The 24809-nt window shown below is 41.7% G+C and carries 23 protein-coding genes, 3 pseudogenes and 1 riboswitch; of the genes and pseudogenes, 9 read left to right on the forward strand and 17 right to left on the reverse strand.

The window, feature by feature from the left end:
- Window positions 1-246: 246 nt before the first annotated feature.
- Window positions 247-1146: a hypothetical protein gene (locus L0M13_RS03945; RefSeq protein ID WP_235198386.1), complete on the forward strand. Its 900-nt coding sequence runs from the start codon at window positions 247-249 to the stop codon at window positions 1144-1146.
- A gap of 259 nt (window positions 1147-1405) precedes the next feature.
- Here L0M13_RS03945 and L0M13_RS03950 read toward each other — a convergent pair whose 3' ends face one another.
- Together L0M13_RS03950 and L0M13_RS03955 are read right to left on the reverse strand one after the other, a co-directional pair.
- Entirely contained in the window at window positions 1406-2200 is a 795-nt protein-coding gene (locus L0M13_RS03950; RefSeq protein ID WP_235198387.1) for an SDR family NAD(P)-dependent oxidoreductase, read from the reverse strand.
- Between the two features lie 142 nt (window positions 2201-2342).
- Entirely contained in the window at window positions 2343-2852 is a 510-nt protein-coding gene (locus tag L0M13_RS03955; protein ID WP_235198388.1) for a TetR/AcrR family transcriptional regulator, read from the reverse strand.
- Between the two features lie 101 nt (window positions 2853-2953).
- Here L0M13_RS03955 and L0M13_RS03960 point away from each other — a divergent pair, with 101 nt between their 5' ends.
- A complete protein-coding gene (locus L0M13_RS03960) occupies window positions 2954-3778 on the forward strand; it encodes an SDR family oxidoreductase (protein ID WP_235198389.1) in 825 nt (274 codons plus the stop codon).
- A gap of 253 nt (window positions 3779-4031) precedes the next feature.
- Here L0M13_RS03960 and L0M13_RS03965 read toward each other — a convergent pair whose 3' ends face one another.
- From L0M13_RS03965 to L0M13_RS04000, 9 genes and pseudogenes are all read right to left on the reverse strand, one after another.
- The gene (locus L0M13_RS03965) at window positions 4032-4694 is read right to left on the reverse strand and encodes an L-fuculose-phosphate aldolase (RefSeq protein ID WP_235198390.1); all 663 of its coding nucleotides are present in this window, start codon (window positions 4692-4694) and stop codon (window positions 4032-4034) included.
- A 10-nt stretch (window positions 4695-4704) separates the two neighbouring features.
- Window positions 4705-5487, reverse strand: a complete 783-nt coding sequence (locus L0M13_RS03970) for a DeoR/GlpR family DNA-binding transcription regulator (protein WP_235198391.1) — start codon at window positions 5485-5487, stop codon at window positions 4705-4707.
- Between the two features lie 17 nt (window positions 5488-5504).
- Window positions 5505-6557, reverse strand: a complete 1053-nt coding sequence (gene mtnA / locus L0M13_RS03975; protein WP_235198392.1) for an S-methyl-5-thioribose-1-phosphate isomerase — start codon at window positions 6555-6557, stop codon at window positions 5505-5507.
- Window positions 6554-7764 (reverse strand): annotated as a pseudogene (gene mtnK, locus L0M13_RS03980) (S-methyl-5-thioribose kinase). Before mtnK ends, mtnA begins: the two are co-directional and overlap by 4 nt.
- 15 nt (window positions 7765-7779) lie before the next feature.
- On the reverse strand, window positions 7780-8793 hold the full coding sequence (locus L0M13_RS03985) for an ABC transporter permease (protein ID WP_235198393.1): 1014 nt from the start codon (window positions 8791-8793) through the stop codon (window positions 7780-7782).
- A 2-nt stretch (window positions 8794-8795) separates the two neighbouring features.
- Window positions 8796-9650, reverse strand: coding sequence for an ATP-binding cassette domain-containing protein (locus tag L0M13_RS18450; RefSeq protein WP_311195658.1), 855 nt, complete (start codon window positions 9648-9650; stop codon window positions 8796-8798).
- 192 nt (window positions 9651-9842) lie between these two features.
- Window positions 9843-10300 (reverse strand): annotated as a pseudogene (locus L0M13_RS18455) (ATP-binding cassette domain-containing protein); the annotation flags it as partial.
- A gap of 52 nt (window positions 10301-10352) precedes the next feature.
- The gene (locus tag L0M13_RS03995; RefSeq protein ID WP_235198394.1) at window positions 10353-11432 is read right to left on the reverse strand and encodes a sugar ABC transporter substrate-binding protein; all 1080 of its coding nucleotides are present in this window, start codon (window positions 11430-11432) and stop codon (window positions 10353-10355) included.
- A gap of 531 nt (window positions 11433-11963) precedes the next feature.
- Entirely contained in the window at window positions 11964-12746 is a 783-nt protein-coding gene (locus L0M13_RS04000; RefSeq protein WP_235198395.1) for a glucose 1-dehydrogenase, read from the reverse strand.
- A gap of 157 nt (window positions 12747-12903) precedes the next feature.
- Here L0M13_RS04000 and L0M13_RS04005 point away from each other — a divergent pair, with 157 nt between their 5' ends.
- From L0M13_RS04005 to L0M13_RS04015, 3 genes are read left to right on the forward strand one after another with little or no spacing between them, the layout of a single operon-like run.
- On the forward strand, window positions 12904-13500 hold the full coding sequence (locus tag L0M13_RS04005; protein WP_235198396.1) for a TetR/AcrR family transcriptional regulator: 597 nt from the start codon (window positions 12904-12906) through the stop codon (window positions 13498-13500).
- A 54-nt stretch (window positions 13501-13554) separates the two neighbouring features.
- Window positions 13555-14007, forward strand: a complete 453-nt coding sequence (locus L0M13_RS04010; protein WP_235198397.1) for a GNAT family N-acetyltransferase — start codon at window positions 13555-13557, stop codon at window positions 14005-14007.
- A 24-nt stretch (window positions 14008-14031) separates the two neighbouring features.
- Complete coding sequence (locus L0M13_RS04015) at window positions 14032-14550, forward strand: YcxB family protein (protein WP_235199262.1); 519 nt, start codon at window positions 14032-14034, stop codon at window positions 14548-14550.
- Here L0M13_RS04015 and L0M13_RS04020 read toward each other — a convergent pair.
- A complete protein-coding gene (locus L0M13_RS04020) occupies window positions 14509-16431 on the reverse strand; it encodes an ABC transporter permease (RefSeq protein ID WP_235198398.1) in 1923 nt (640 codons plus the stop codon). The genes L0M13_RS04015 and L0M13_RS04020 overlap by 42 nt on opposite strands.
- The gene (locus L0M13_RS04025) at window positions 16428-17201 is read right to left on the reverse strand and encodes an ABC transporter ATP-binding protein (protein ID WP_235198399.1); all 774 of its coding nucleotides are present in this window, start codon (window positions 17199-17201) and stop codon (window positions 16428-16430) included. Before L0M13_RS04025 ends, L0M13_RS04020 begins: the two co-directional genes overlap by 4 nt.
- Window positions 17202-17435: 234 nt before the next feature.
- Between L0M13_RS04025 and nhaC the strand changes: the two are divergent.
- The 4 genes and pseudogenes from nhaC (at window position 17436) to L0M13_RS04045 (ending at window position 21423) form a co-directional block, all read left to right on the forward strand.
- A pseudogene (gene nhaC / locus L0M13_RS04030) lies at window positions 17436-18891 on the forward strand (Na+/H+ antiporter NhaC).
- A 79-nt stretch (window positions 18892-18970) separates the two neighbouring features.
- Window positions 18971-19414: a hypothetical protein gene (locus L0M13_RS04035; RefSeq protein WP_235198400.1), complete on the forward strand. Its 444-nt coding sequence runs from the start codon at window positions 18971-18973 to the stop codon at window positions 19412-19414.
- Window positions 19415-19432: 18 nt separating this feature from the next.
- A complete protein-coding gene (locus L0M13_RS04040; protein WP_235198401.1) occupies window positions 19433-20959 on the forward strand; it encodes an SMI1/KNR4 family protein in 1527 nt (508 codons plus the stop codon).
- 32 nt (window positions 20960-20991) lie between these two features.
- Entirely contained in the window at window positions 20992-21423 is a 432-nt protein-coding gene (locus tag L0M13_RS04045) for a hypothetical protein (RefSeq protein WP_235198402.1), read from the forward strand.
- Window positions 21424-21472: 49 nt separating this feature from the next.
- Here the strand turns inward: L0M13_RS04045 and L0M13_RS04050 are convergent, their stop codons facing one another.
- The 4 genes from L0M13_RS04050 to L0M13_RS04065 form a co-directional block, all read right to left on the reverse strand.
- The gene (locus L0M13_RS04050; RefSeq protein ID WP_235198403.1) at window positions 21473-22222 is read right to left on the reverse strand and encodes an amino acid ABC transporter ATP-binding protein; all 750 of its coding nucleotides are present in this window, start codon (window positions 22220-22222) and stop codon (window positions 21473-21475) included.
- Window positions 22223-22237: 15 nt separating this feature from the next.
- On the reverse strand, window positions 22238-22921 hold the full coding sequence (locus tag L0M13_RS04055; RefSeq protein ID WP_235198404.1) for an amino acid ABC transporter permease: 684 nt from the start codon (window positions 22919-22921) through the stop codon (window positions 22238-22240).
- A gap of 60 nt (window positions 22922-22981) precedes the next feature.
- Entirely contained in the window at window positions 22982-23830 is an 849-nt protein-coding gene (locus L0M13_RS04060; protein WP_235198405.1) for a transporter substrate-binding domain-containing protein, read from the reverse strand.
- A gap of 130 nt (window positions 23831-23960) precedes the next feature.
- Window positions 23961-24069: riboswitch (SAM riboswitch) on the reverse strand.
- Window positions 24070-24168: 99 nt separating this feature from the next.
- On the reverse strand, window positions 24169-24726 hold the full coding sequence (locus L0M13_RS04065) for a DUF4256 domain-containing protein (RefSeq protein ID WP_235198406.1): 558 nt from the start codon (window positions 24724-24726) through the stop codon (window positions 24169-24171).
- Window positions 24727-24809: the final 83 nt, after the last annotated feature.

Below are 24809 nucleotides of genomic sequence, written 5' to 3' on the forward strand. Positions count from 1 at the left end.
GTTGGTCTAATTGCTATTATAAGGAGCTCTTGGAAGAATTACTAGAGTCAATGTTAAAAAATTCTAAACATTCTGTATTATATTATTTTAGAAAAATGAATTTGGAAGAAGGATTTTATAAGTGTAAGAATTGAATTGATAGTGAAACTTAAGTTTTATATTTATTCAAAAATTATAGGTATTTTGTTGTGGTGTAGAACGTATAATGGATAAGTAAGAATTTTAGAAAGTGGGGAAAGAGTTCGTATGAGAAAAGAAAACAGATTTAAGCGTTTCGTCTTAACTGGTCTTGCAGTAAGTTTAATCTTCACAGGTGGAGTGGGAAGTGCTTTCGCCAAAGGGGAAGCAGTGCATTCCAGTTCTTCTGTAATGCTGCAAGGGAAGCAGGAAGCCAAGTATTCAAAGCAAGTCATGCGCAAGTTGCGGGAGGAATTGGGTTTCGATAAGAAATCTACCGTGCACGATAGTAAAATCGAATCCATGCCGAAAGTAAAAGTGATGGATCTTTATCTCACTTCATTCGGTAAAAAAATTAAAGGCAAAGAAGTTCGAAAAGCAGTTGAAGAAGTGTTCTTTGTTGATTTAGATATTATTTCAAAAAACAATTACGGATCGCAAGTGAGTATCTATCCAGAACAGGTCATGAACAGTTTGCGTCTTTCATTCAACGAAAAGGCTGACTCGACAAAGCAAGATGCCCGCATCATGAAGCTGAAGAAAAGTGAAGTGATGGACCGTTACATCAAAGAACAAGGCGAACAGCTGACGGGTGCAGAAAGCCGCATCCTAATCAACCAAATTTTTGGCGTGAACTTGGACGGCATTTCGACGTTGGAATATTCACAGCTGGCCATTTCATCAAAAGGGCAGTGGATTTTGAAAAGCGATACGGATCTCTTTATCCTCGAATCGAGCCTGGACGATGTGGATGTTTCCGTCTATGCGACTCCATACTTCGAACAAGTGACCGGAAGCAACAAGTTGCCAGAGTCCTTGAAAACGAAATTGATGAGTCTTGGATTTAAATATAATGAGGAAAAGGAACTGCTTTACTATATAAATCCGACGGGCGAATCGGTCCCGGATGCATTCAAGGGGCAAGTGCTTGGCATTATTGTAGGGACGATTATGGGGGAGTACAAGTAAAGTTCAGGATAGATGATATGTTGTAATTCTGGCTTTTTTGTGGAACTTTCTAGGAAATATTTTCTTGATATCTTTTATTTATTTCAAGTAATCGGATTTACTATCCGTCTGTTCACAAATACTGTCCAAGTGCTTCAAAATACTGTCCAACAGGAGACAAATACTGTCCGTCAGGCCATAAATACTCGCCGGCCAGCGAATAAACCCAAAAAAGGGCGCACTCAATTTTAATGAGTGCGCCTTTTTGAGGTGTTTTGAATCAACCGACAATCCCTGCATCGACTTGCATTTCAGCTCGGTTTATAAATGGATTTTTTACTATTTCTACTGCTACTGAAGCGATATTTTCAGGTTTACCACCTTGTTTCGGGAACAATTGCATTGGAGCCCAAATTTCATCAGCTACACCCGTTGCAGCCGTTAATGGGGTTTTAATATATCCTGGTTTGATACTGTTCACTCGGATGCCATGATGGCTTAAAGTAACGGCCAAATCCCGGTTCAAACCAAGAATAGCCGCTTTAGAAGCTCCGTAGTCATAAGCAAATGCGGTGCTTGCTACTCGTTCATCGAACCAGTTCCAAACCTTGTCGGCAGCCATTGATGCTAAGAAGATGATATTCCCTTTCTCTCCGTTTTCATCTGGCTCGTTATTCTTCATATAGTTCGCTGCAATTTGCGCTGTGTTATAAGATCCATACAAGTTAACTTTGATGCCCGCATCCCAGTTTTTAAAACTTTGCTCAATCACATCTTCGTCATCAGAAAGGAAGACACCGCCAAAGCCGCGTCCTGCACAGTTAATCATAATATCCAAATGTCCCCATTTATCAACAGCCTGTTTTGCTGCATTTTTTAATTCTTCCCGATTCGTTACATCTGCTTTCACAAAAAGAGCGTCATCCCCGAATTGTTTCGCATATTCAATGCCTGCTTCTTCATTGATATCTGTCAATAATAGTTTTGCTCCTTGTTCATAGAAAGCGATTGAAGTTGCTCCCCCGATTCCAGAAATGCCCCCTGTAATCCATGCCACTTTATTCTCCATATTCATCCTAAATCCCCCTTGTTTTTTGAAAATTAATGCTATTAGAGCATAACAAAGTATTTTTAATAAAATCAATTATAAAGACCTACGTTAGAGAGGGCACTTAGAGCTATTTGTAAATAAGAGATTTAAACTTAGTAAGAGGCTATTACCGTTTATTTTCTTCAAAAGTAAGGTTTTCTGTCCAATTCGTAAACCCGATTTTCATCAGTTTTTCTGCAGCTTCAGACGGGCTTTTTTGAAAATCTGAATTGACCCAGGCACTCAAATAGCCAATGGTGCCATAGCTTGCGAAAATGGCATAATCCGGATCTTTATATACTTGATGCATATAGGCTGCGAGCTGATCAGACAGCTGATGGATGGCCACTGCATTTGAAAACTCCCGCTTATAGAAAGACTGATGAGTGTAAATGTGTTTGCAAATATGGTCAGTGACCGAATACGCCTCAGATTGGCCGGTGTAAAACTTTAAGAATTGGCCGTTCAGTTGATTCCTCACTTCATCGAGCAGCTCGAATTTATCGGTGAAATGCAGGTAAAAAGTAGAGCGTGATATTCGGGCTTCTGCAACAATGTCCTTCACATACAGCTCCTCAAAATGTTTATGGGTTAATAGCTTTAAAAAAGCTTCGATAATCTGTTCTTTAGCAGTCATTATCTGTGTCTCCTAACTGGACATTTTGGCTGAAAGTGTCGCGTGCATTTTCAGCGGATACGCTTACAATTAATTATAGTAAATGACAGGAGGAATAGCTCATGGCAAATGAAGTTTATGTAATTACAGGCGGTTCAGGCGGAATGGGAAAAGCGGCAGCTGAATTGGTCGGCAAAAAAGGAACAGTCCTGCTTGCGGACATTTCAGAAGAACGTTTAGCACAGACGAAAGAAGAACTTGCTGGAAAAGGTGTGACGGATGTCCACTACCAGACAGTCGATATCACGTCAAAAGAAGATGTGGCGCGCCTTGCAGAAAAAGCTGCAGAGCTTGGCACATTAAAAGGTTTGGTGCACACTGCGGGATTGTCGCCGACAATGGCGGACTCGAAACGCATCACAGCGGTGAATTTAGTAGGAACTGGATTAATATTGGACGCTTTCTTGCCGCTTGCAACAGAAGGTACAGCAGCAGTCATGGTTTCGTCGATGAGCGCCTACATGGTGCCGCGCCAAGGGCCGTTTATGGAAGTGCTGGTTCAGCCATTAGCTGAAAATGCAGTGGAAACAATGGAGCAATTCACACAAGGAAATCCAGGCGCAGCCTACAGCCTTTCAAAACTGGGAGTCATCCTGCTAGTTGAAGATCAGGCATGGGCATGGGGAGCAAAAGGCGCACGTCTGAACTCGCTTTCACCAGGAACGATCAACACACCAATGGGCCGCCAAGAAGCTTCGCAGCAAGCACAAATGAAAGTCATGCTGGATCACACACCGCTTCGCCGTGAAGGGGAGCCGTCTGAAATCGCATCGGCATTGGAATTCCTGCTGAGCGATGCAGCTTCATATATTTCAGGGATCGACCTCCGCGTAGACGGCGGTACGATTGCGAATATGCCAAGAATGAAAGATGCTTTATCGAAATAAATAATGAAACTGCAAAAGGCGCACTCGGTGATAGACGAGTGCGCCTTTTTGGGATGTTTTTTAGGGAATATTTTCTTGAATTCTTTTGTTTATTTTAAGTAATCAGATTTACATTCCTTCTGCGGAGGAATATGATCTGTCAGGCAATAAATACTTTTCAGCATCTAAAATAAAAGCCTCTGAGAAATTTGAGTAAACATTTCTCAGAGGCTTTTTAAAAAGTGATATGCACTTTATGAAGTTTGGAATGAAATTATGGGTTTTCTACTTTTACTTGTTGTTGCCCATAAGCCTGAAACTTTTGATTCATAAATTCCATTTCTTGTTTATCTAAAATGACAGGAGATCCAATAGATTTGGCCCGATAGTAAACTTCACAGCAAAGTTCAATTTCTTCAGCCACTGTAAAAGCGTTAACTAGCGAATCAGATCCAGCCAACAAGCCATGATTGGCTAAAAGGACAGCTCTTCTATCTTTCATTGCCTCGAAGGCATTCTCTGCTAATTCTGGAGTCCCGAAGCTTGCATAGTCAGCGCAGCGGACATTTTCACCCGCATGTGCTACTAAATAGGAAACTGCTGGCAGTTCCCATCTTAAAGAAGCTAAAGTTTTAGCAAAAGGGCTATGGGTATGCACAACTGCATTTATGTCTTCTCTTCTTTGATAAAATATTGCATGCATGGACCATTCGCTTGAAGGCTTGCATTCGCCTTCAATAATATTTCCGTTCAAGTCAGTTACTACAACATCCTGGGGCTTTAATTGGTTATATTCTATTCCGCTTGGACTAATAGCCATATAACCGGTTTCTCTGTTAAATACACTAATATTGCCGCCAGTGCCTTTTGTTAATCCACTCGATATCAATTTATTCAAATGAATCACTATTTCAGTTCTTTCTTTTTCTAATAACATATACTCACCCCTATTCGGCTATATAAACTTCTGTCCCGTTTGATCGGTATTGATTGATAAAGTCGAGCTGAGCCTCAGTTGGATATTTAGGTTGATCTGTGATAATTGCTTGAATAGCTGATGCGGAACATACTTGGAAAAAAGCGACTGTATCAAGTTTTGTATGGTCTGCTAATACGATAACCTGATTGGATTTTCGAATCATTGCTTGTTTTGCTTCACCCTCATCAATTGTGGCATCCGTTAATCCTTCTTCAAAGCTAATTGCTTTACTGGAAATGAAGCATTTATCGATGTTAATTGATTGAAGATATTGGGATAAAGATCCCCCGATAGTTGAGAGGGATTTACCTCTTACATACCCACCAAGTAAAATAACGGTAATTCCTTTGACGCTTGCAAGCTCTACTGCGATGGAAATATTATTAGTAACTACGGTTAAAGAATCGAAACCTTTAAGCCTTTTACTTACTTCAAGTGCAGAAGTACTGGCGTCAAAAGCAATTACATCCCCATTTTCAATTAAAGAAAGTGCTTTATCAGCAATCTTTTGTTTTTCTGCTAAATTGGTTGATGATCGTTCATCTATCGTACCTTCGTACACTTTCTTGGTACTCAATTTAGCGCCGCCCAAAACCCGAATGAGTTCTCCCTCTTTTTCAAGCTTTTCCAAATCGCGTCGGATAGTCATCTCGGAAACATTAAATTCTTGGCTTAAATAAGATACTTCTGCGTAATCTTTTTTTTCAAGAATAGTAAGTATTCTTTTTTGGCGTTGTAAAGGTACTGACATATACTTAACCGTCCTTTTTATATAAACAATTTTTTCAGATTCTCTTCGAAAGGAGCTTTTATAATTCCTTTTTCAGTGACGATTGCTGTAATTAAATTTGCAGGAGTTACATCAAAAGCAGGATTATAGGCTTGAATGTCTTTTGGTGCTGTCCATTTTCCAAGACCGTTTATAATTTCATCGATATGCCGTTCTTCAATCGGGATCAATGATCCGTCACTCGTGTTCATATCAATAGTTGGCGTCGGTGCTGCCACATAAAAAGGGATCCCGTAATGTTTTGCTAAAATCGCAACACCAAGAGTGCCAATTTTGTTTGCAGTATCTCCATTAGCTGCAACACGATCGCAGCCAACAATTGCAGCTTGGACCTTTCCTTGTGACATGACCATTGCTGCCATATTGTCAGTGATGACAGTTACGTCAATTCCTGCACGCTGCAGTTCTAAAGCGGTTAATGTAGATCCCTGTAAGCGAGGGCGAGTTTCATCTGCATAAACTTTTATATCCCAGCCTTTTTCTTTTGCAAGGTAGAAGGGGGCGGTGGCGGTTCCATATTTCGTTGTGGCCAGAGCGCCAGCGTTGCAATGGGTCAACACACCATTTCCATTTTGTAAAAGAGTAAGCAAATTCTCGCCAATTTGGCGATTGATTTCTTCATCTTCCCGGTGTATTGTTTTTGCCTCTTCAAGAAGCGCATCTTTGACCATTTCTATTTTATCACTATCTATAGAAGTTACGCACTTCACCATACGGTCAATTGCCCAAAAGAGATTGACTGCAGTAGGTCTTGAAGTAGCAAGATAATCTCTGTTCTTTTGAACTTGATTTCTCATTTTATCTATTGTGCCTTCGAAGTTTCTGATGCCTAGATACATACCGTAAGCAGCTGTTACTCCAATTGCCGGAGCACCTCGAACTTTCATGGTAACAATAGCATCCCAAACACTTTCAATTGTATGGTACTCATCGTAAGATATTTCATTCGGCAAAATCGTTTGATCTAACAGGATCAATGCATTATTTTCCCATTTAATTGATGTCAAAGCTTCTTTCAATGTATCATTCATTGGAAATCCTCCTTAACTTCTTGCAAAACTTGTACAAAGTCAATTCCTTTTGTATATTGATGCCGGTTTAAAATGAAACGATTGGCGATTGAAATGCATATTTTTTCAGCTTTAATTCGCTGGTGATGATCGAGTCCCGTTATATCTTTTACTTTTGCCAATCCGACGATTCTACGATTGAGCTCTAATCCGGCCATCCCAGCAGTATCATTCATAATGTCCTGAAGATAATATTCCATGAATTCGTCCGTTTTAGCTGCAAAAATCTCGCGGGCTTCGCGCTTCCAAACTTCTTTAAATTTCACTTGGAATAAATCCACTGTTTCTTGGATTGTATCTTCAATCCATTGAGAAAACTCTATCTTATTATTTGCTAATCCATTAACCCAAGAAAAGGTCAAGTTTGCAATTACATTTCCGACATCGTATCCGATGGGACCGTAAAAAGCGAATTCAGGATCGATGACCTTCGTTTCTTTCTCAGTAATGAAAATTGAACCGGTGTGCAAATCACCATGCAATAAACTTTGAGCTTTAGTCAAAAATAAATATTTTAGTTTTGCTACTTCTAATTTTAACGGTTCATTTTCATAAAGGCATTCTTTCACAAACTGAATATTTTCATCAAGAACTTCATTTCGATTATTTTGATCGAAGTAAGGTTCGGTGAAAACAAGGTCTTCTGAGATTTCGCAAAGTTCCGGGTTAATAAATGTTTCAACACATTTCTTTTTCTCTTTATGCTCCATGATTACATCAGAAGAAGGCAAGAGGTTCTCAGCCATATATGTAGAGATATGGTCTGCAAAGTTCGGGAAAATTTGATGATCCATTAGTGCAGTTCGCATAATGGTGAAATCACCTAAATCTTCCATTGCACAGCAGCTCATCACTTCATCAAAAAGATAAATTTTCGGAACAAAATGTGGTGTTCTTTCATAACTGAGCTGGAGCGCTCTAGTTTCGATTCTTATGCGATCAGTAGATAATTTTATATCCTCTGATATTCTCGCAGTATGGCCGGCCTGTTTAACAATAACAGATTTCTTGGTATCTAAATCTTTCACCCGAAAGACATAATTTAAATTCCCATCGCCAATCTCGATGGCTTCTAAATTATTTGAATCTCGCATAAAAGAAATATTTTTTTTACATAAGATTTAATTTCTTCCGTATCCATTAAAAAATATGTTGAAAATAATGCCATACTTTTTCCCTCCAATTAATTTTTACGCCGTGTGTAATAAGTAGATGCCAATGCTAAAGCAAGTACTGCACCTTTAATAATATTTAATGAATAGTAAGGGACTGACATCATGACTAATCCGTTTTCTAAAATACCAATCAATGTAGCGCCTACTAAAGTACCGATTGCATTCGGTTTGCCTTGGCCAGCAAAAGAAGAACCGATAAAAGCGGCAGCTACAGCTGGCATTAAATAACCACCGCCAGCATTAATTTGTGCAGAGCCGATTTGAGAAGCTAAAACAACTCCTCCTAGAGCAGCAAGTAAAGCAGAAATAACATAAGCTAATGTCCGATAACGATTAACTGGGATACCCGAGAGGCGAGAAGCTTCTATATTTCCTCCAATCATGTAAAGGTAGCGACCGTGCTTTGTATGTTTTAAGAAGAAATAAACAGATCCCACAACAATTAACATTAAAATGATGATATAAGGAGTTTGACTAATTAATGCAAATGCTGAAGGAATTGTTCCATTAGTAGGAGTGCCGTCTAATCTAGGCATTCCAACGCTGATAGAACCACCGCCTGTATAGGTCATGGCTACACCTTCGACAATAAACATAGTCGCAAGCGTAGCGAATAAGTCTGGGATCTTAATCTTAACAATTAAAAATGCGTTAAATAGTGCTACACTCAAGGCGAGAATCAAAGCAAGTGCAATTGATATGCCTGTTGGCAAGCTGTACCATACAAAAAAGGAAACTACGAGCGAATTTGCTAATGTAGCGGTAGATCCAATAGATAAGTCAAATCCATTAACAGTGAGTGAAACGGTCAGTCCAATCGCGATAATGGTAACGATTGAAATACTTCTCATAATATTAACGATATTTGACCCTGTCATAAATTGCGGAACGGCTACTGCAAAAAATACAATTAATACGACAATTGCAATTACAGTCCCCCAATTATTAATAAAGTTTAGGGGTTTTTGCCAAGGAGATTCTTTCTTTATAGGGTTGTCTATTTTGAGTGCTCTTTGTTCCATTTTCATTGACCTCCTGTTGAATAAAACAAGATTTCTTCTTCGTTAGTCTCGCTAGTCACTAGCTCCTTAACAATCTGACCATCGTACATCACATAAATACGGTCTGTTACATTTAAGATTTCATTAAGTTCACTGCTTGCGTAAATTATTCCTTTTCCTTCTTCCGCTAGTTTGGTAATGAGGTCGAAAATATCCCCTTTTGCTCCTACATCGACTCCTTTAGTAGGTTCGTCGAACATTAAGAGTTCCGCGTCAGTTAACAACCATTTTCCAACGGCTACTTTTTGCTGGTTCCCTCCGCTTAATAAAGATACTTTTTGATTTTCGTTAGGCGTTTTAATTCCTAAAGATTCAATAAGCTTACGAGCTTTTTCACGTTCTCGATCTGGCTTAAGGATAGAGAAGGGAAGAGTGAATCTTTTTAAACTGGCTGCAGTCAAATTCGTAAAAACAGGTTCATCTACGAGGACGCCTTCTTTTCTTCGTTCTTCTGGCACTAAAGCAAATCCATTTTTTACCGCTTGTGAAGGGTTTTGATTTACTACCAATTTATTTTTCAAATAAATTTCACCAGATGAATTGGCGTTTTCTCCGAAAATGGCTTTGCACAATTCTGTTTTCCCTGCCCCTACAAGCCCAGCGATACCAACAATTTCATGCTCTTTTACTACTACAGAAACATTTTTTAAAAAGTTTGCTTCATCGGTTAAATTCGTGACTTTTAATAGGGTGTTGCCGATAGGGATTTGGTGTTTTTGATGTGCTTCATTAAAGCTCTTGCCTAACATCAGTTCGATCACTTTTTTCTGGTTAATCGATTTTATTGCTTCAGTTGTAATCATTTTTCCATCTTTCATGATCGAAATTGCCTCGCAAATTTCAAACAGTTCTGGCAAGCGATGAGAGATGAAAATAATTCCTAAACCCTGATTTTTACTCAACTCACGTACGATTCTAAATAACTCAGCAGTTTCTCTGTTGCTGAGAGGAGCTGTAGGTTCATCTAAAATAAGGAACTTTCGTTCATGTACAATAGCTCTTGCGATAAGTACCAATTGCTTTTCGGCCAGCGACAGTTGGTTAACTCTTTTTTTGTATCAATGTTGACGTTGAGGCGTTCGAGTGTTGCTTTTGCCTTTTCATGCATATTCTTCCAAGAAACAAGGGCTTTGCCTTTCATTTCATTAACCATCTCATCGAGCATGATATTTTCTGCAACATCTAAATATGGAATTAACGCTGTATCCACTTCCTGGTAAACAATGTCGATCCCGTATTTTTTTGCATCACGGGGAGAATGAATCTCAAGCAATTGGCCATCAAGAAAAACTTGGCCAGTGTAGTGAGTATAAGCGCCTGATAAAACCTTCATTAAAGTCGATTTACCCGCACCATTCGCACCGATCAAGGCACGAATTTCTCCAGAATCCATCGAAAAATCGACATTTTGAAGAGCTTTTACTCCTGGGAATTCGATTGATATATCTTTCATTTCCAATACGGTCATCAAGTTGTTTCCCTCCAATTAAAAAGAGAGGGGAGGACCCTCTCTATATGGATTACTTTTTGAACTCTTTACGCAATTCATCCATCCAAGGCTCGTTATGATCGTCAGAAACGCCCCAACCTTCAATGATTTGATCCAGATTGAACATTGTTGTGTCTTCTTTTAAATCAGATTGCTTAATTAATCTAGCTTCTAAGTTGTAGCTTTCTGGCGTTTCATCACCAGCAAGTTTTTTCGCCAATAAACGCATATTCATTTGACCGATTAAAAATGGATCTACTGCAGCTGTGGCTATCCAATTGCTTCCTTCTTCACGCATTAAATTAATGTCTTGGTTGGAAACATCGATCGAAACCATTTTAATATCGTCGCGTTTATTATCTTTCATTGCTTTGTAAGCACCTTTAGCCATTTCATCCCAAGATCCCCAGACAGCATCAACTGTACCTTCAGGATATTTAGCTAAAATTGCATTCATTTTTGTAGCAACATCGCCTTGCACGTCTTGCATATTTGTTGGTCCCACAGTCTCAAGTGTTTCGAATTTGCCTTCTTCTTCATATTGCTTATAAATTTCTTGGCGACTGTCTAAAGGGGGAACCCCAGGACCAAACCAAACTTTAATCACTTTAGGTTTGTCGCCTAAGGCAGCGATTTCATCCAGTGATAGTTCAGCGAGCTTATGATCGTCTTGGAATGTTTCGGTTACACCTTCTAGTTTTTTCCCGTCTTTTTCTGCCACAGTATCAAAGGTTACAACTTTCATTCCTTTATCAATGGCAGGTTGAATCATATCGTAAGAATAGTCAGCTTTGCCGTGCGAAATAATAAGGCCATCGTAATCTTGTTGAATTGCTTGAGCTACTAATTCCTGGAATTTAGCATCATTGTTTTCAGCAATCATTGTGTCCACTTTAAAGCCGAAAGCTTCTCCTTCTTGCCGAGCTCCATCTAAAAATTGTTTAGTATGATCGTCAGCTGGCAAGTTGCGAATGATTGCAATCTTTATGCCGCCTTGAACACTTTCAGGTACGTTTTCTAATTTTGTTGCGGTAGCAGTAGTTGTATCCGAGGAGTTACAAGCACTTAATAATAGAACCAGCGACAATAATAAAAATAATAATTTTTTCACATAAATCCCCCTTGTTAATGTTTTTTTAAAACATAAGTTGTTCGAGATGAACATCTTATGTTTGATTATAAACAATGTGTAAGCGCTGTCAATATATTTTCTGAAAATTTTTTATTGTTTTTAAATAGAAATAACTTTAATGTTATTTTAAAATTATTCCGCTAGGAGAGGATTTTTAGAAGTATGCTAATTGATGAATTTGAAAGCTATAATTTAAAGTGAACTCGAGGGAAGAGATAGGATCATATTATTTAGAAAACAAAAGTACAGTTGATTTTTATTATTAGGATTTCGTTTAAGACATGATAGTTTGTTATATCTTTTTTGAAAGATCTCAAAAAGTATTTATTGGATTTCTTTCTACGCTTCAACTAATCGGATTTACTGTCCGCCTGTTCGCAAATACTGTCCAAATGCTTCGGAATACTGTCCAACAGGGGACAAATACTGTCCGTTCAACATGTAATACTTGCCGATCGTCGAATAAAATAAAAAAAGCGCACTCCATTTTCAGGAGTACGCTTTTAATCATTAATATTTATAAGATTGACCGCCGTCGATCGGAATGACGGTAGCGTTGATGAATTTCGCTGCATCGGAGAGAAGGAAAGCGACGAGGTTGCCGACTTCTTCCGGTTTGCCGAAGCGTTTCATCGGGTTGACGCTGACAAATTCTTTGCCTGCTGCTTCCCAATCATCGCCTGCCATTTGTTTCAAGGAGCCTTCGACCATTGGCGTCATGATGGCACCTGGTGCGATGGCATTGATGCTGACGCCGAATTGGCCGTATTCGATTCCGGAGTTGCGCGTCAAACCGACAACGCCGTGTTTGCTCGCTGCATAGCCAGACTGGTTGCCGACGCCGCGGATCCCGCCGACGGAAGCCGTGTTGACGATTGAGCCGTAGCCTTGTTCTTTCATCACTTTCAAGACATGCTTCATGCCGTAGAAAACACCGTTCAAGTTAACGCTCACGACTTTGTCGAATTCATCAGAGCCGAAGTCTTCTGTCAGATTCTGTTTGCCTTCGATGCCCGCATTGTTAAAGAATCCGTCGATCTTGCCGAATTTGTCGATGGTGAATTGAACATAGTTCTTCACTTCTTCTTCGTTCGTCACATTCGCTTCGACGATTTCAATTTGAGCTTCTGGAGCCGCTGCAAGGATTTCTTTTTTTGTGTCTTCCAAGCTGTTTTTGTTCATGTCGACAAGGACGAGTTTGCCGCCTTGTTGGGCGATGGAAAGTGCCGCTGCGCGTCCAAGACCGGAGCCGCCGCCTGTGATAATAACCACTTTATCTGTGTAATTAATCATCTGATATCTCTCCTTTTTAATGGGTATGCTAAACTGAATTTATTGGATCTATCGCTAGTGTAAGCCTTTGCACAAAGAGCTTCAATCAGTAAAAATAGCGAATGCGTTGAGTAATGCGACAGTTTCGTTGAAAGTGTCGATTTTGGAGGTAAAGATCATGGATGTGAAGAAAGAAAAGCTTTCTCCGCAAGCCGAGCGGACAAAGCATCAATTTAAGCAGGCGTTCACTGAGTTGATCAATGAAAAAGGATATAGCCATGTATCGGTGACGGACATCGTCCAGCGCGCGCAATATAACCGGGCAACTTTCTATCTTTATTATTTGGATAAGCCGGATATTACGGAAGAGCTGCGGAAAGAAATGTTCCAACAGATCAAGCGCACGAGCATGGAGCGCTACGAACCGGGCAAGGAAATTTCCACAGAATCGATGGACGCCAATTCTTTTGAGCTCGTCGCATTCATCTATGACAACCGTTCGTTTTTCAATCTCTATTTGATGGAAGATACAATTCCTGGCCTGTATCAGGACTTGCCGCGCGCTATCTTCGAGTTGTTCGAGGAACAATTCACGTTTACACCTATAGGCAACCATGATATCAATTCCTCTTCTTTTAAATTGTATATGGCGCATGGAACAGCGGGTCTGATTCTTGACTGGGCAAGAAATGGCTATCAGAAATCACCGCACGAGGTATCAAAGGATCTGATCGGAATTTTGCAGGCGATTGCTTCAGGTTTTAAAGTTGGGTAAATTTCATTGCATCAATCACACGTAAAATGACTACTTAGGACAAAGGGGTTTCTTATGGAAATAAATTTATTTGCAGAAAACGATTTCCAAAAATGCATCATCACTTTCATGGAAGTCTTCAACGCGGACCCATGGAACGACCAGTGGGAAGAAAGTAGAGCAGAACGCTACTTGATGGATTTTGTCCGCACCCCGGGATTCATGGGGATTGTCGCAACGGAAGGCGAAGAAGTTATCGGTTTCCTTTTGGGTGCAAAGCGTGCTTGGTGGAGCGGGGACGAATTTTTCATTTATGAGATGTGCGTTAAAGCAAGTGTGCAAAATCAAGGAGTCGGGAAAGCGCTGCTGAAGCGTCTGCTTGAAAAGCTGGAGTCAGAAAAAGTGGACAGTGTATCGCTCCTGACCGACCGCGGCATCCCGGCGGAAGCATTTTATAAGAACAATGGATTTGAGGAAATTGAACGGCTCGTGTATCTCAGTCGGGAAGTTCGGATGAATTTATCCTAATTGAAAAGGGAGTAGACCCAATTGATGGAAATAAATTACGACGTGACGGAAGAAGCATTTATTGATTTTAATTTATACCATTCGAAAAACTCGAAAACCTATAGAAAGTCGATGGCATTGCAGCGCTTTCTGATTCCCGTGATGTATGTGATGCTGGCCGGGATTTTCTCTCTTATTTTGGATATGCCTCTGCTGTTTTTATTGATCCCCTTTTTGATCCTTTCAATTGTATGGGTGATTTTTTCACCATCGCTGTATTATGGGATGATTAAAAGGACAGCCCGTAAGATGATTCGTGAAGGGGATAATGGAAGCATGCTGGGAGAGCATTCGATGGTATTTACAGAAGAAGGCCTCAAAGAAATCAGTAAGACTGGCGAAGCTTCGGTTTCATGGTCCGGGATTGTGGATTTCGGAGAAGATGATTCGAACTTCTATCTGTACAATAGCAGTTTGTCCGCATATATATTGCCGAAAAAAGATCTGCAGGACGCAGAAACGTTAAGAAAGCTGATCCATGAGAAAGTGAAAAAAACAGCTTGATACATAAACAAACCCGTTCCAGCAAAAGGCTGGAGCGGGTTTGTGCGTTTTATCCTTTCGGCAATACGAGCTTTCGGTAAAGATGGACGGTGAAGAAATAATAACTGCCGTAGATTGCCAGGAAAATGAGCAAGGAAATCCACAACCGGTAATACGGATCGATGATGACGAACGTGAACATCCGCATGCCGACGAATACGTGGAGCAGGCCGAGCAAGGCAGGAAATAAAAAGACGATGAAGATTTCTTTTGAGATTGATGCTTCCAAGGCTTTTTTCGGACCCCGAGTTTTCGGAGGCTGTCATAGCGGCGGAGATCGCTGTTTGCTCCTGAGAGGATTTTGAACATTAAGATGCTCGCCATCATGGTCAAGAAGGCAAGGCCGAGGAAGAAGCCCATGAAAAACGTGCCGCTTGCAAATGCATATTGGCTTTCGAAATTCGAATACTTGCTGGAAAGCGATTCGTACTCAAGGTCCAAGGGGATATACAGTCTCGATTCTTCCTGCAACTGCAGCCGGTCCAGTGTTTGCCATTCTTCAATATAGCGAGAAAACTCTTCACTTTTTGCAAGGACGATCGTTATTTCTTCTGCATCAACTCGTTCGAATGCTTCCGTTGAAACAAGCCGGTGCATCCCTAAAGTGGAAAAGGCGGGATTAATCGTCTCAAGGGCAGTTGTCCAATCATCTCCAAGATTTTGGTAGCCTCCTTCATCAATTTCAAGATTTTCAGGCAGCGGGTCAGGACGCTTTCTTCTATAGCTGATCCAATCGACGATCCAAGGCGGATTGGCCTCAAGCTCATCTTGGACATAATAAACAAATTCTTCGTCCATTTTAAAACGGTAAGAAAGCCGTTCTTCTAACGGAATCATCTTCAATACCTCTTCTTCTGCCTCCCCGGGATTGTAAAGGGCTGCATCGTATAGCCGCTCTTCGTCAACAGATAACAAAGCATTGTTCTTGAAAGCGAAACCGCCCGCAATGGCGCCAGCCGATAAAGCGATCAGCATAGCAATCGTTGCAAGCACCCATTTCAATTCATTTAGCCGGAAACTGAGCTGGGCGAATGTGAACGCGTTGAGCCCTTTGAAATTCAAGGCTTTATTGCGCTTCCACTTGCGGACGATGATTGGCATTAGTGAGATGAACAGCAGATACGTGCCGATCGTTGTCGCTGTCGGCGCAAGGAAGAGCCCGATAAACCGGAGGATTTCCATAAAGAAAAGAGCGATATAGCCGACCCCTAAAAAGACAATTCCAGCAAAGATCATCAAAGCCGAATGTTTAGGCTTTGACGGCAATAGGTCGTTTTTCACATCCGCTTTCAGCAAGTCATTGATCGATGCTTTCGCAAGCTTCCGGTTGTTAATGAAAGAAACCGCATAAGCGACAGTTAAAAAATAGACGATTGTCCAAAAGGCAGCCGGCCAGTAGAAAACCTTGAAAGCAGTGAATTCGACATTCAATTGGGCTGCTAAAAGACTGGATACAAGCCAGGAGAGCAGCGAGCCGAAGAGAATGCCAATCCCGAGAGTTGCTGCTGCAATCATCATTGTTTCAAGCAGGAAAACTTGCTTGATTTGCTTTTTCTTGGCGCCGATCAGTTCATACATGCCAAATTCTTTTTTCCTTAATGAAAGAAGGAATGCATTTGTGTAAAAGAGGTAGAAAAAAGTGATTACGGATAAGAGAACAATGCCGACGATGAACACCAACTGAATGTGGTTGATGACTGAATTGCCGGTGATGAATTCTTTGTTTAAACCTAAAGTCAGGAACATATAAAAAACCGCGATGGAGACAATGAGTCCGGTGAATAGGATGGAATAATCGCGTTGTTTCCGCTTTAAGCCTTCTAGCGATAATTTTAGGATCATCTTGCACCACCTGCGGCAGCACGCTGGTCCGAGCCAGCAAGAACTTCCAAGATTTCTTTGTAGAACTGTTCCCGGTTGCTTGCGGCATAGAGTTCCTTATCGATTTTTCCGTCCTTGATGAATAGCAGGCGGCTGCAATAGCTTGCGCTGAGCGGATCGTGCGTCACCATTAAGACGGAGACTTTTTGTTTTTTGTTCAAATCGCTTAAGGTTTCCATCAAAATTGCTGCATTTTTCGAATCCAAGGCGCCGGTCGGTTCATCAGCGAGAAGCAAGGCCGGGTTATGGATAAGCGCACGCGCGATAGCTGTCCGCTGTTTTTGCCCACCTGAAATTTCTGTAGGGAATTTCTCCAGAATGTCGTTAATTCCAAGGAGAGCCGAAACTTGTTGGACCGTGGCAGTTATTTTAGGAACCGCTGTATTCCGGAGAGAAAGCGGCAAGGCGATATTTTCAAAGACACTCATATTTTCGAGCAAATTGAAATCTTGGAAGATGAAGCCGAGCTGTTGGGACCGGAAATCGGACAGTTCTTCTTCGTTCATTGTGGACAAGGAAGTTCCGCCGATCGTGATTTCGCCTTCAGTGACAGGATCCAAAGTTGCAATCGTATTCAGCAAGGTCGTTTTGCCAGAACCGGAAGGGCCCATGATGCCGATGAATTCTCCTTTTTCCATGGTGAAAGATAGGTTGCGGATGGCGGTATAGGCATTTGCCCCTTTTTTTCCATATACTTTTGAAATGTTTTTAGCGGTTAAAATGGCCGTCATATGAATTCCTCCATTCATTGTTAACACTTACTATAACGAGGAAAAGTGAAGAAATTCCGTAGGGAAAAATGAAGGATTTCTTAAGAAACAGCTATGATTTTTAAAAAATTCATTTTTTGCCGTTACAATTGCCCTTGTTTGGGGAATATAAAATTTAAGTGCCATAAGCACCATAAAATTATTCAATCGTTAGTTGATCGAAGTTCAGACTCTAAAAAGCAAGGAGTACATAGGATGAAGAAAAAACAACAAGATATTGAGATACCGTTTCTATTAGCTCTTATTCCACTCGTTACCATGATAGCCATTATGGCGGTCACGATTATTTTATTTGAAGGCAGCCCGCATATTCCGCTGGCTGCGGGCAGTGTCGTTGCCGCATTTATCGCTTGGCGGCTTGGCTATAAATGGAAGACGATTGAACAAGGTGCTTATAAAGGCATTCGTTTGGCGCTTCCGGCAGTATTGATTATCATCGTGGTGGGAATGATCATTGCTTCATGGATTGGCGGCGGTGTGATTGCTACGATGATTTACTATGGACTTCGAATCATTACTCCATCCCTCTTTTTAGTGACAATCTGCCTTATTTGCGGTGTCGTCGCTTTTGCCATCGGGAGCTCATGGTCAACCATGGGCACGATCGGAGTTGCTGGCATGGGAATTGGCATGAGTATGGGAATCGCGCCTGCCATGGTAAGCGGGGGCGGTTATTTCGGGTGCTTATTTTGGCGATAAAATGTCGCCGTTGTCGGATACGACCAATATGGCGGCAGGTGTGACAGGGACGAATCTGTTTGAACATATTAAACATATGACGTATACGACGATTCCAGGACTTGTTCTGGCTTTGATCGTCTATTTTGTGCTTGGCCGGCAGTTCGGCGGAGCGGATGTGGATGAAGAAAATATTCAAGGCATCTTAACCGCGCTCAACAGCAATTTCATTATTTCGCCATGGCTAATGCTGGTGCCGGTCGCGATTGCTGTACTGGTTATCATGAAAGTGCCAGCACTTCCTGCGTTGATAGTTGGGGTAGTTTTAGGTTTTTTTTGTGAGATTTTCGTTCAAGGCGGAAATGTCGGAAATGCAATCAATGCGCTTCATGATGGTTATGTGATGTCATCCGGCAATGAAATGGTGGATGAACTGTTTAACCGCGGCGGCATCGAATCGATGATGTTCACCGTCTCATTGGTTATTTTCGCCATGGTATTTGGCGGCATATTGGAACATACGGGAATGCTGCAAGCAATTGTAAAACAGATATTGAAAGTCGCGAAGTCGGCAGGCAGCTTGATTGCGGCAACCATTGTTTCCGCGTTTTTCACGAACGCGACTGCATCTGAGCAGTACATATCTATTCTTTTACCCGGCAGAATGTATGCAAAAGCCTATCAGGATAAAGGGCTGCATCCAAAGAATCTTTCCCGTGCCCTTGAAGACGGAGGTACGGTAACCTCACCTTTTGTACCTTGGAATACATGCGGCGTCTTTATCATGGCGACGCTTGCTGTGCATCCGTTTGATTATGCCCCTTATGCCGTGCTCAATTATGCCGTGCCGATCATCGGAATTATACTGGCCTTTACCGGATTTAAAATTGAGCTATTAAGCGAACAAGATATGAAGCAAATGGAAAAAGAACAGGAAAAAACAAATCGCGAAACTGAATTAGAAGGTGTATAAACACTGAAAAATAGAGCCTCCCAAGAAAAAGTGGGAGGCTCTATTTAAGTTATAATAAAAGGAAAAAGGGGTTTTGGCTATGGTTGAAAAACAGCTGATTGACAAAAAGGCAACACAGGACTTTTTCGTTTATATGTCGAATCGGGGAATTGAAAGCACGTTTCCTTTAATTGGAGAAGACCCGTCTGCGCTTTTGAAGCGTGCCTACGAGGAGGTCGGCATGGGCTACACGGCTTTGTTCATATACAAACGGATGGCTATCGTTGAGTTGGACGAGTGGACGGATCTATCTTTAGCGGACGTCGGACAGCCTAAGTCCTTTCGGAATTTCCTCTTTGTCCAAGTGCATCCGCAGAGTGAACACATCGCTTTTTCAGCTTTTGAAAAATACGAAGATTTCTATTCGCTGAAGGAAGCAGTGGAAGCTGCTCAAGAATCCATAAAACAGAAGCAGCAGGTTTATCCCAGAAGGAAATTCACTGTTGTCTGTGCGGCTTTTGTCGATTCACATAACTGGCATTAAAGAAAGGAGAGTGGCTGTATGCAGCAATTAATGGATCAAATCAATAGAAAGCTTCGGCCTTATTTCGGTGAATTTTTAAACGGATCTGCAACCCTTGAGGAGATCAGTCAAGCTGAGGAAGAAATCGGCATCGGTTTTCCGGAAGATCTAAAAGGATTGTATCAATTACATAATGGAAATGCAGATGAAACGGCGGGGCTGTTCTTTGGGATGGCCTTCCTACCGCTTGAAGCCATGCTTTCCGAATGGCGGTTTTCAGCGGGTATAGTTGATGAGGATCTGAACGATGAAATTCCTTCCTACTCTGTCCCGGCAGGAGCGATCAAAGAGCTGTACTTCAATAAAAAATGGATACCGCTTGCCCATGATTCCGGAGGCAATTATTTAGGGCTCGACTTCGACCCTGGTGAAAAAGGGACAGTTGGGCAAGTCATCAACTACGGACGCGACGAAGAAGTGAAATATGTTGTTGCAAGGAGCCTCAAAGACTTTCTAGCTTTTATCCTGAAAACGCTGGAAGACGGATTTTACACCATCGATGAAGAAGAAAGCTGGAGCTATAGCAAGTTAGAAGACACCCATTTTTTTGACGCGCTGAAAAACCTGGCGCTGCCAGTCTTGCAAAGAGAGGCAAAAGGAACTGAAGTGGCCGCATCATTAGATGGATACGGAGAAGAATGGAAAGCACGGATTGAAAAAGAGTATGGCAGCTTTAAAGCGTTTATTGGAAAAAAGAACTTGTATCTCGGCGCAAAAGGAATGCGGGAGATTGCGCCTCTTGCTGCATGCAGTGATCTTCGGGAACTGGTCTTGAGCAGCAATGAAATCTCAGATCTTACTCCGCTGGAGAATTTGAAATCACTCAAGCGGCTTTACATTGGCGGAAACCCGGTAGAATCAGTGGAAGCTTTGAGAGGACTAGTGAATCTGGATTATTTGTACTTGGCCCATACTCCAATTGCAGACGGGAAGCCGCTAAAGTCTTTAGTAAAGTTGAAAGAACTGAATATGGCCAATACCCATATCGAAGATTTTGGCTTTTTAAGCCAGCTGCGAAACTTGAAAACCCTCTCGGTTTCGATTTACAGTCCAAAACAATTGAATGCTCTAAGCGAATTGCCGAAATTAAAACATTTGACGATTGAACAAATGGCAGGCGTAACACGCGGTGATTTGACTGCTTTTTATCGCTTAAAGAACTTGGAGTCATTGACGATTAAGCATGCAGCATTTCGGGAGCTTTCTTTTTTGACAGGCTGCAAGAAATTGAAGACTCTCCACTTGATCGATTGTTCAATAGAAGATGCCAAAGAGTTATTAAAAATACCGGTTGAAAATCTAGAGTGTGAGGGCACATTCATCAATAATTTAGAAGTAATCGCTGAATCAGCGTCGCTGCAGTTTTTTGCCGGCAATTTCCAGCAATTCTGGACCTTAAAACAAAAGGTCAGCCGGCCAATTGACTTCTCCAAAATCTCAGGACCTATGACCGAGGTTGAGGAAGAACTATGGCTCACTAGTCTGCGCGAGGGAAGAAAAGGCTGAAGAATAGAGAATCGAGCTGGGAGAGTGAATGTATGGGGTATCAAGAGTTGATTGGAAAAGAGGGGTATTATCTCTCTTTTCAAGGGTTTGAACAGACAAAGGGAGCAAACAAATCATTAACTGTTCGTTTCGATGGAAGCCCTAACGAAACGGATCTGCTCATCGGGAATCCGCAGACTTTGGAACGCTGGCAAATCAGTTTTTCTTCCTATGCATTCTATTCGGCAACGTTTGAAGACTTTACCGCAGCCAAGGAACATGAAGTGTATCAAGGATATGCGTTTCGGATCTATGAGAAGTCGGATTTGATGGATCGATTAAGAACAGATGCAAACTTAGAGGTGCAAGAGAAAAATAGAGGGAAAATCTACCGGCATTATTCATTCGCTTGTATGGAACACCAGGTTGATGTGGTGTCTTGTGATGAACCCAGTACAAAAATGCTCTGTTCTTATTCCAATTAAAACAGCCGAGCTCTCCGCTTTGATGGACGAGTTCGGCTGTTTTTATGAATTAAGCTCTTTTCAGCAAGACCTTTTGCAGAAATTTCTTTGTCCGTTCTTCTGTAGGGGCTGTGAAAATATCTTCGGGCTTTCCTTGTTCGACAATGTGCCCCTCTGCGATAAATACGACGCGATCCGAAACTTCTCGTGCAAAATCCATCTCATGCGTTACGATAACCATGGTTTGTCCTTCTAAGGCGAGCTCCTGGATGACCGTCAACACTTCGCCAACAAGTTCAGGATCTAGTGCAGAAGTCGGTTCATCAAATAATAGGAGATCCGGTTTCAGTGCGAGAATCCGGGCAATCGCCGCCCGTTGCTTTTGGCCGCCCGACAATTGTTCCGGATATTGGTTTTTATGTTCCAATAGTCCAACTTTTTCCAGCAATCCTTCTGCTTCACGCACCAATTCCTGCTTGTTCCGTTTCTGCACGACAAGCGGTGCTTCAATAATATTGTCAATCACGGTTTTATGCGGAAATAAATGAAAATGCTGAAAGACCATACCAGAAAATTGGCGAACATCAACTTTTTGCTTTTTACTTGGTGTTTTCCCAGTGAATGAAACATGGACATCATTGATTTGAAGTGAACCGCCTGAAGGCGTTTCTAAGAGATTCAGGCATCTCAGTAAGGTTGTTTTGCCAGAACCGGATGGGCCAATGATGCTGACAACTTCGCCTTTTTTTATTTCCAATGAAATGGATTTCAGGACTTCTACCTGTTTGAATTGCTTGCTTAAATTTTCAACTTTGATCAATTTGGGAACCTCCTATCAAGCAGTGACATAGCGGTTTGCTTTTTTCTCTAAATAATCTTGAAGCAAGGTGACAAGGATACAAATGGACCAGTAAATGAGTGCCACGAGAATATATAAGGTTAGGCTTTCATAAGTTTGCCCGACCACCACTTTGGCGCGGTAGAACATTTCAGAAACAGTGATGACCATCGCTAGCGAAGTTCCTTTGATGATATCCATGAAAGTGCTCGATAGCGGAGGCAAAGCAATACGAGTCGCCTGCGGCAGAATGATGCGCGTCATGGTTTGCCAATAGCTCATCCGAAGCGTCTCAGCAGCTTCCCATTGCCCTTTCGATACAGAAGAAATGGCAGAACGGATAATTTCGGCCGTATAGGCAGAAAAATGAATACTGATGCCGATAATGGCAGCAGTAAGCGGCTGCATTTCAATGCCGATCATGGGAAAGCCGAAATACAGGATAAACAGCATCACCAAAAGCGGAGTGCCCCGCATAAAGGAGATGAAAAGCCGGGCTGGGAGAGACAGTCCGATAAAGCGGTTCATTCGGGCAAGAGCTACAAATAAACCGAGGATCAAAGCAAATACTAGGCTGACAAGTGCAATCAAAATGGTTTGCCAAGCTCCTTCCAGAATAAAAGGAAGAGAATCAATTGCGATTTCTACATTAAAAAGATATTCCCATTTAAAGTCGGCCATTGGAAGACTCCTTTACTTAGTATCTAGAAAAGAGGAATCCGAGGATTCCTCAAAAAATTTTTATTCTTCTTCAAGCGGCTGTGTTACATCAGCACCAAGAAATTTAGTTGAAATTTCTTTCAATGTGCCATCAGCAAGAAGCTCCTCAATAGCACCGTCAAGTTTTTCTTTCAGCTCCGGGCTATCTTTCGGCATTACGATAGCACTGCTGCTGAATGAGAATCTAACATCTTCAGCCAGTTTCAATCCCGGTTTATCAAATTGTTCAAGTGAGCGCAACAAGACAAGATAGTCATTTAGCGTAGCATCGACGCGGCCGCTGACGATTTCTGGAAGCACCGTGTCAGAGCCTGTGTAGACAATCACTTCAGCCCCTTGTTCTTGAGCAAATTTTGAGTAATTGCTTGTCGCGGACCCCCCGACTTTTTTGCCTTTCAAATCTTCTACTGATTCAATGCCGGAGTTGTCACTTTCACGGACAATGGCTGAACCATATGAATGCTTGACTGGAATCGTGAAATCAAATATCTCTTTGCGTTCGTCGGTAATCGAAAAATCATTCGCGGCAATATCAATTTGGCCATTGCGAAGAGCTGGCAGCAATCCGTCAAATTCCATTTCTTTGAATTCAACTTCCAATCCAAGCTTTTCTCCTAAGGCACGAGCAAGTTCTACATCATATCCTGTTAATTCTTTTGTTTCTTCATCGTGATATGTAATCGGGTAGTAAAGCCCTTCTGTGCCGACAACGATTTTGCCTGCTTCTTCAATTCGATCCCAAGTGTTCTGTTCCTTGTTTTCTGTTGAAGCATTCACTTCATTTGAAGATTCATTGCTGCTGCATGCGGTTAGAAATAAACCGATTACTGTAATTGCGACGAGCCATAAAAGCTGTTTGGTCTTTTTCATGTCTTTGCACCTTCCTTTTCTATTGGTTTACTTGGTTTTAAGTTAATAGAATTGTCCAGATATGAGGGCAAACAAAAAGCCTCTTCTATAAGAAGAGGCAGGCATGCGAAATCACATTGATATTCTGCTCTTCTTATCTCTCAAGCTAATCAAAGCTTGTTGGATTTGGCACAGTGCTCTAAAGTGAGCCCGCTGCCGAGGTTTCGTAGGGCCAATCCCTCCACCTCTCATGATAAGAACAAATTGCTATTAAACTATGTTGACAACTGTATCATCATTATATTTTACCGTCAACACAAAATTCTGATAAATCTCATCTTATTTTTTATTAGAAGTTGTTAAACGTTCAACGATCCCCTGAATCCCCTAGCGGCATAATACGAATCCGCTCCGTTATGATACAGAAACACTTGCCCGTAGCGGAAATCACAGAAAAGAGCGCCGCCGCGATCTCTGATTTCAACAGGAGTCTGCACCCAGCTCGATGTCTTCATATCGAATTTGCCTAGCGACTGCAGCTTTCGATATTGTTCTTCTGTCAGCAATTCAATTCCCATGTCAGCCGCCATGCCGACGGCGTTGTTTTCGGGCTTGTTTTTCTTGCGCGATTCCAATGCTTCCGGGTCATAGCAGACGCTTCTTCGGCCAGTCGGGCTTTCTGCGGAGCAATCAAAGAAAATGAATTCATCTGCTGCAGCGTCATAATCCACGACATCCGGTTCGCCGCCAGTCCGTTCCATTTCATGGAGTGACCATAATTTGTCTTCTTTCGCTTCCAGTTTGTCCTGGATTTTGGCCCATTCGAAGTTTTCGTGGCGAGTGATGTTTTTCTCGAACCGCTCTTTTAACGTGCTGAGAAATGCTTCGCGTTGTTCGGGTGATAATTGCTTGCTCATGCCGATTCCTCCTTTAATGGATCTTGCTATTGTTGGTTTTAGTATATAAGAAAGCAGCAGGGTTTTGGAGAGGTGCATCTATT

This window comes from Planococcus sp. 107-1 (genome assembly GCF_021513255.1).
Taxonomy (GTDB): domain Bacteria; phylum Bacillota; class Bacilli; order Bacillales_A; family Planococcaceae; genus Planococcus.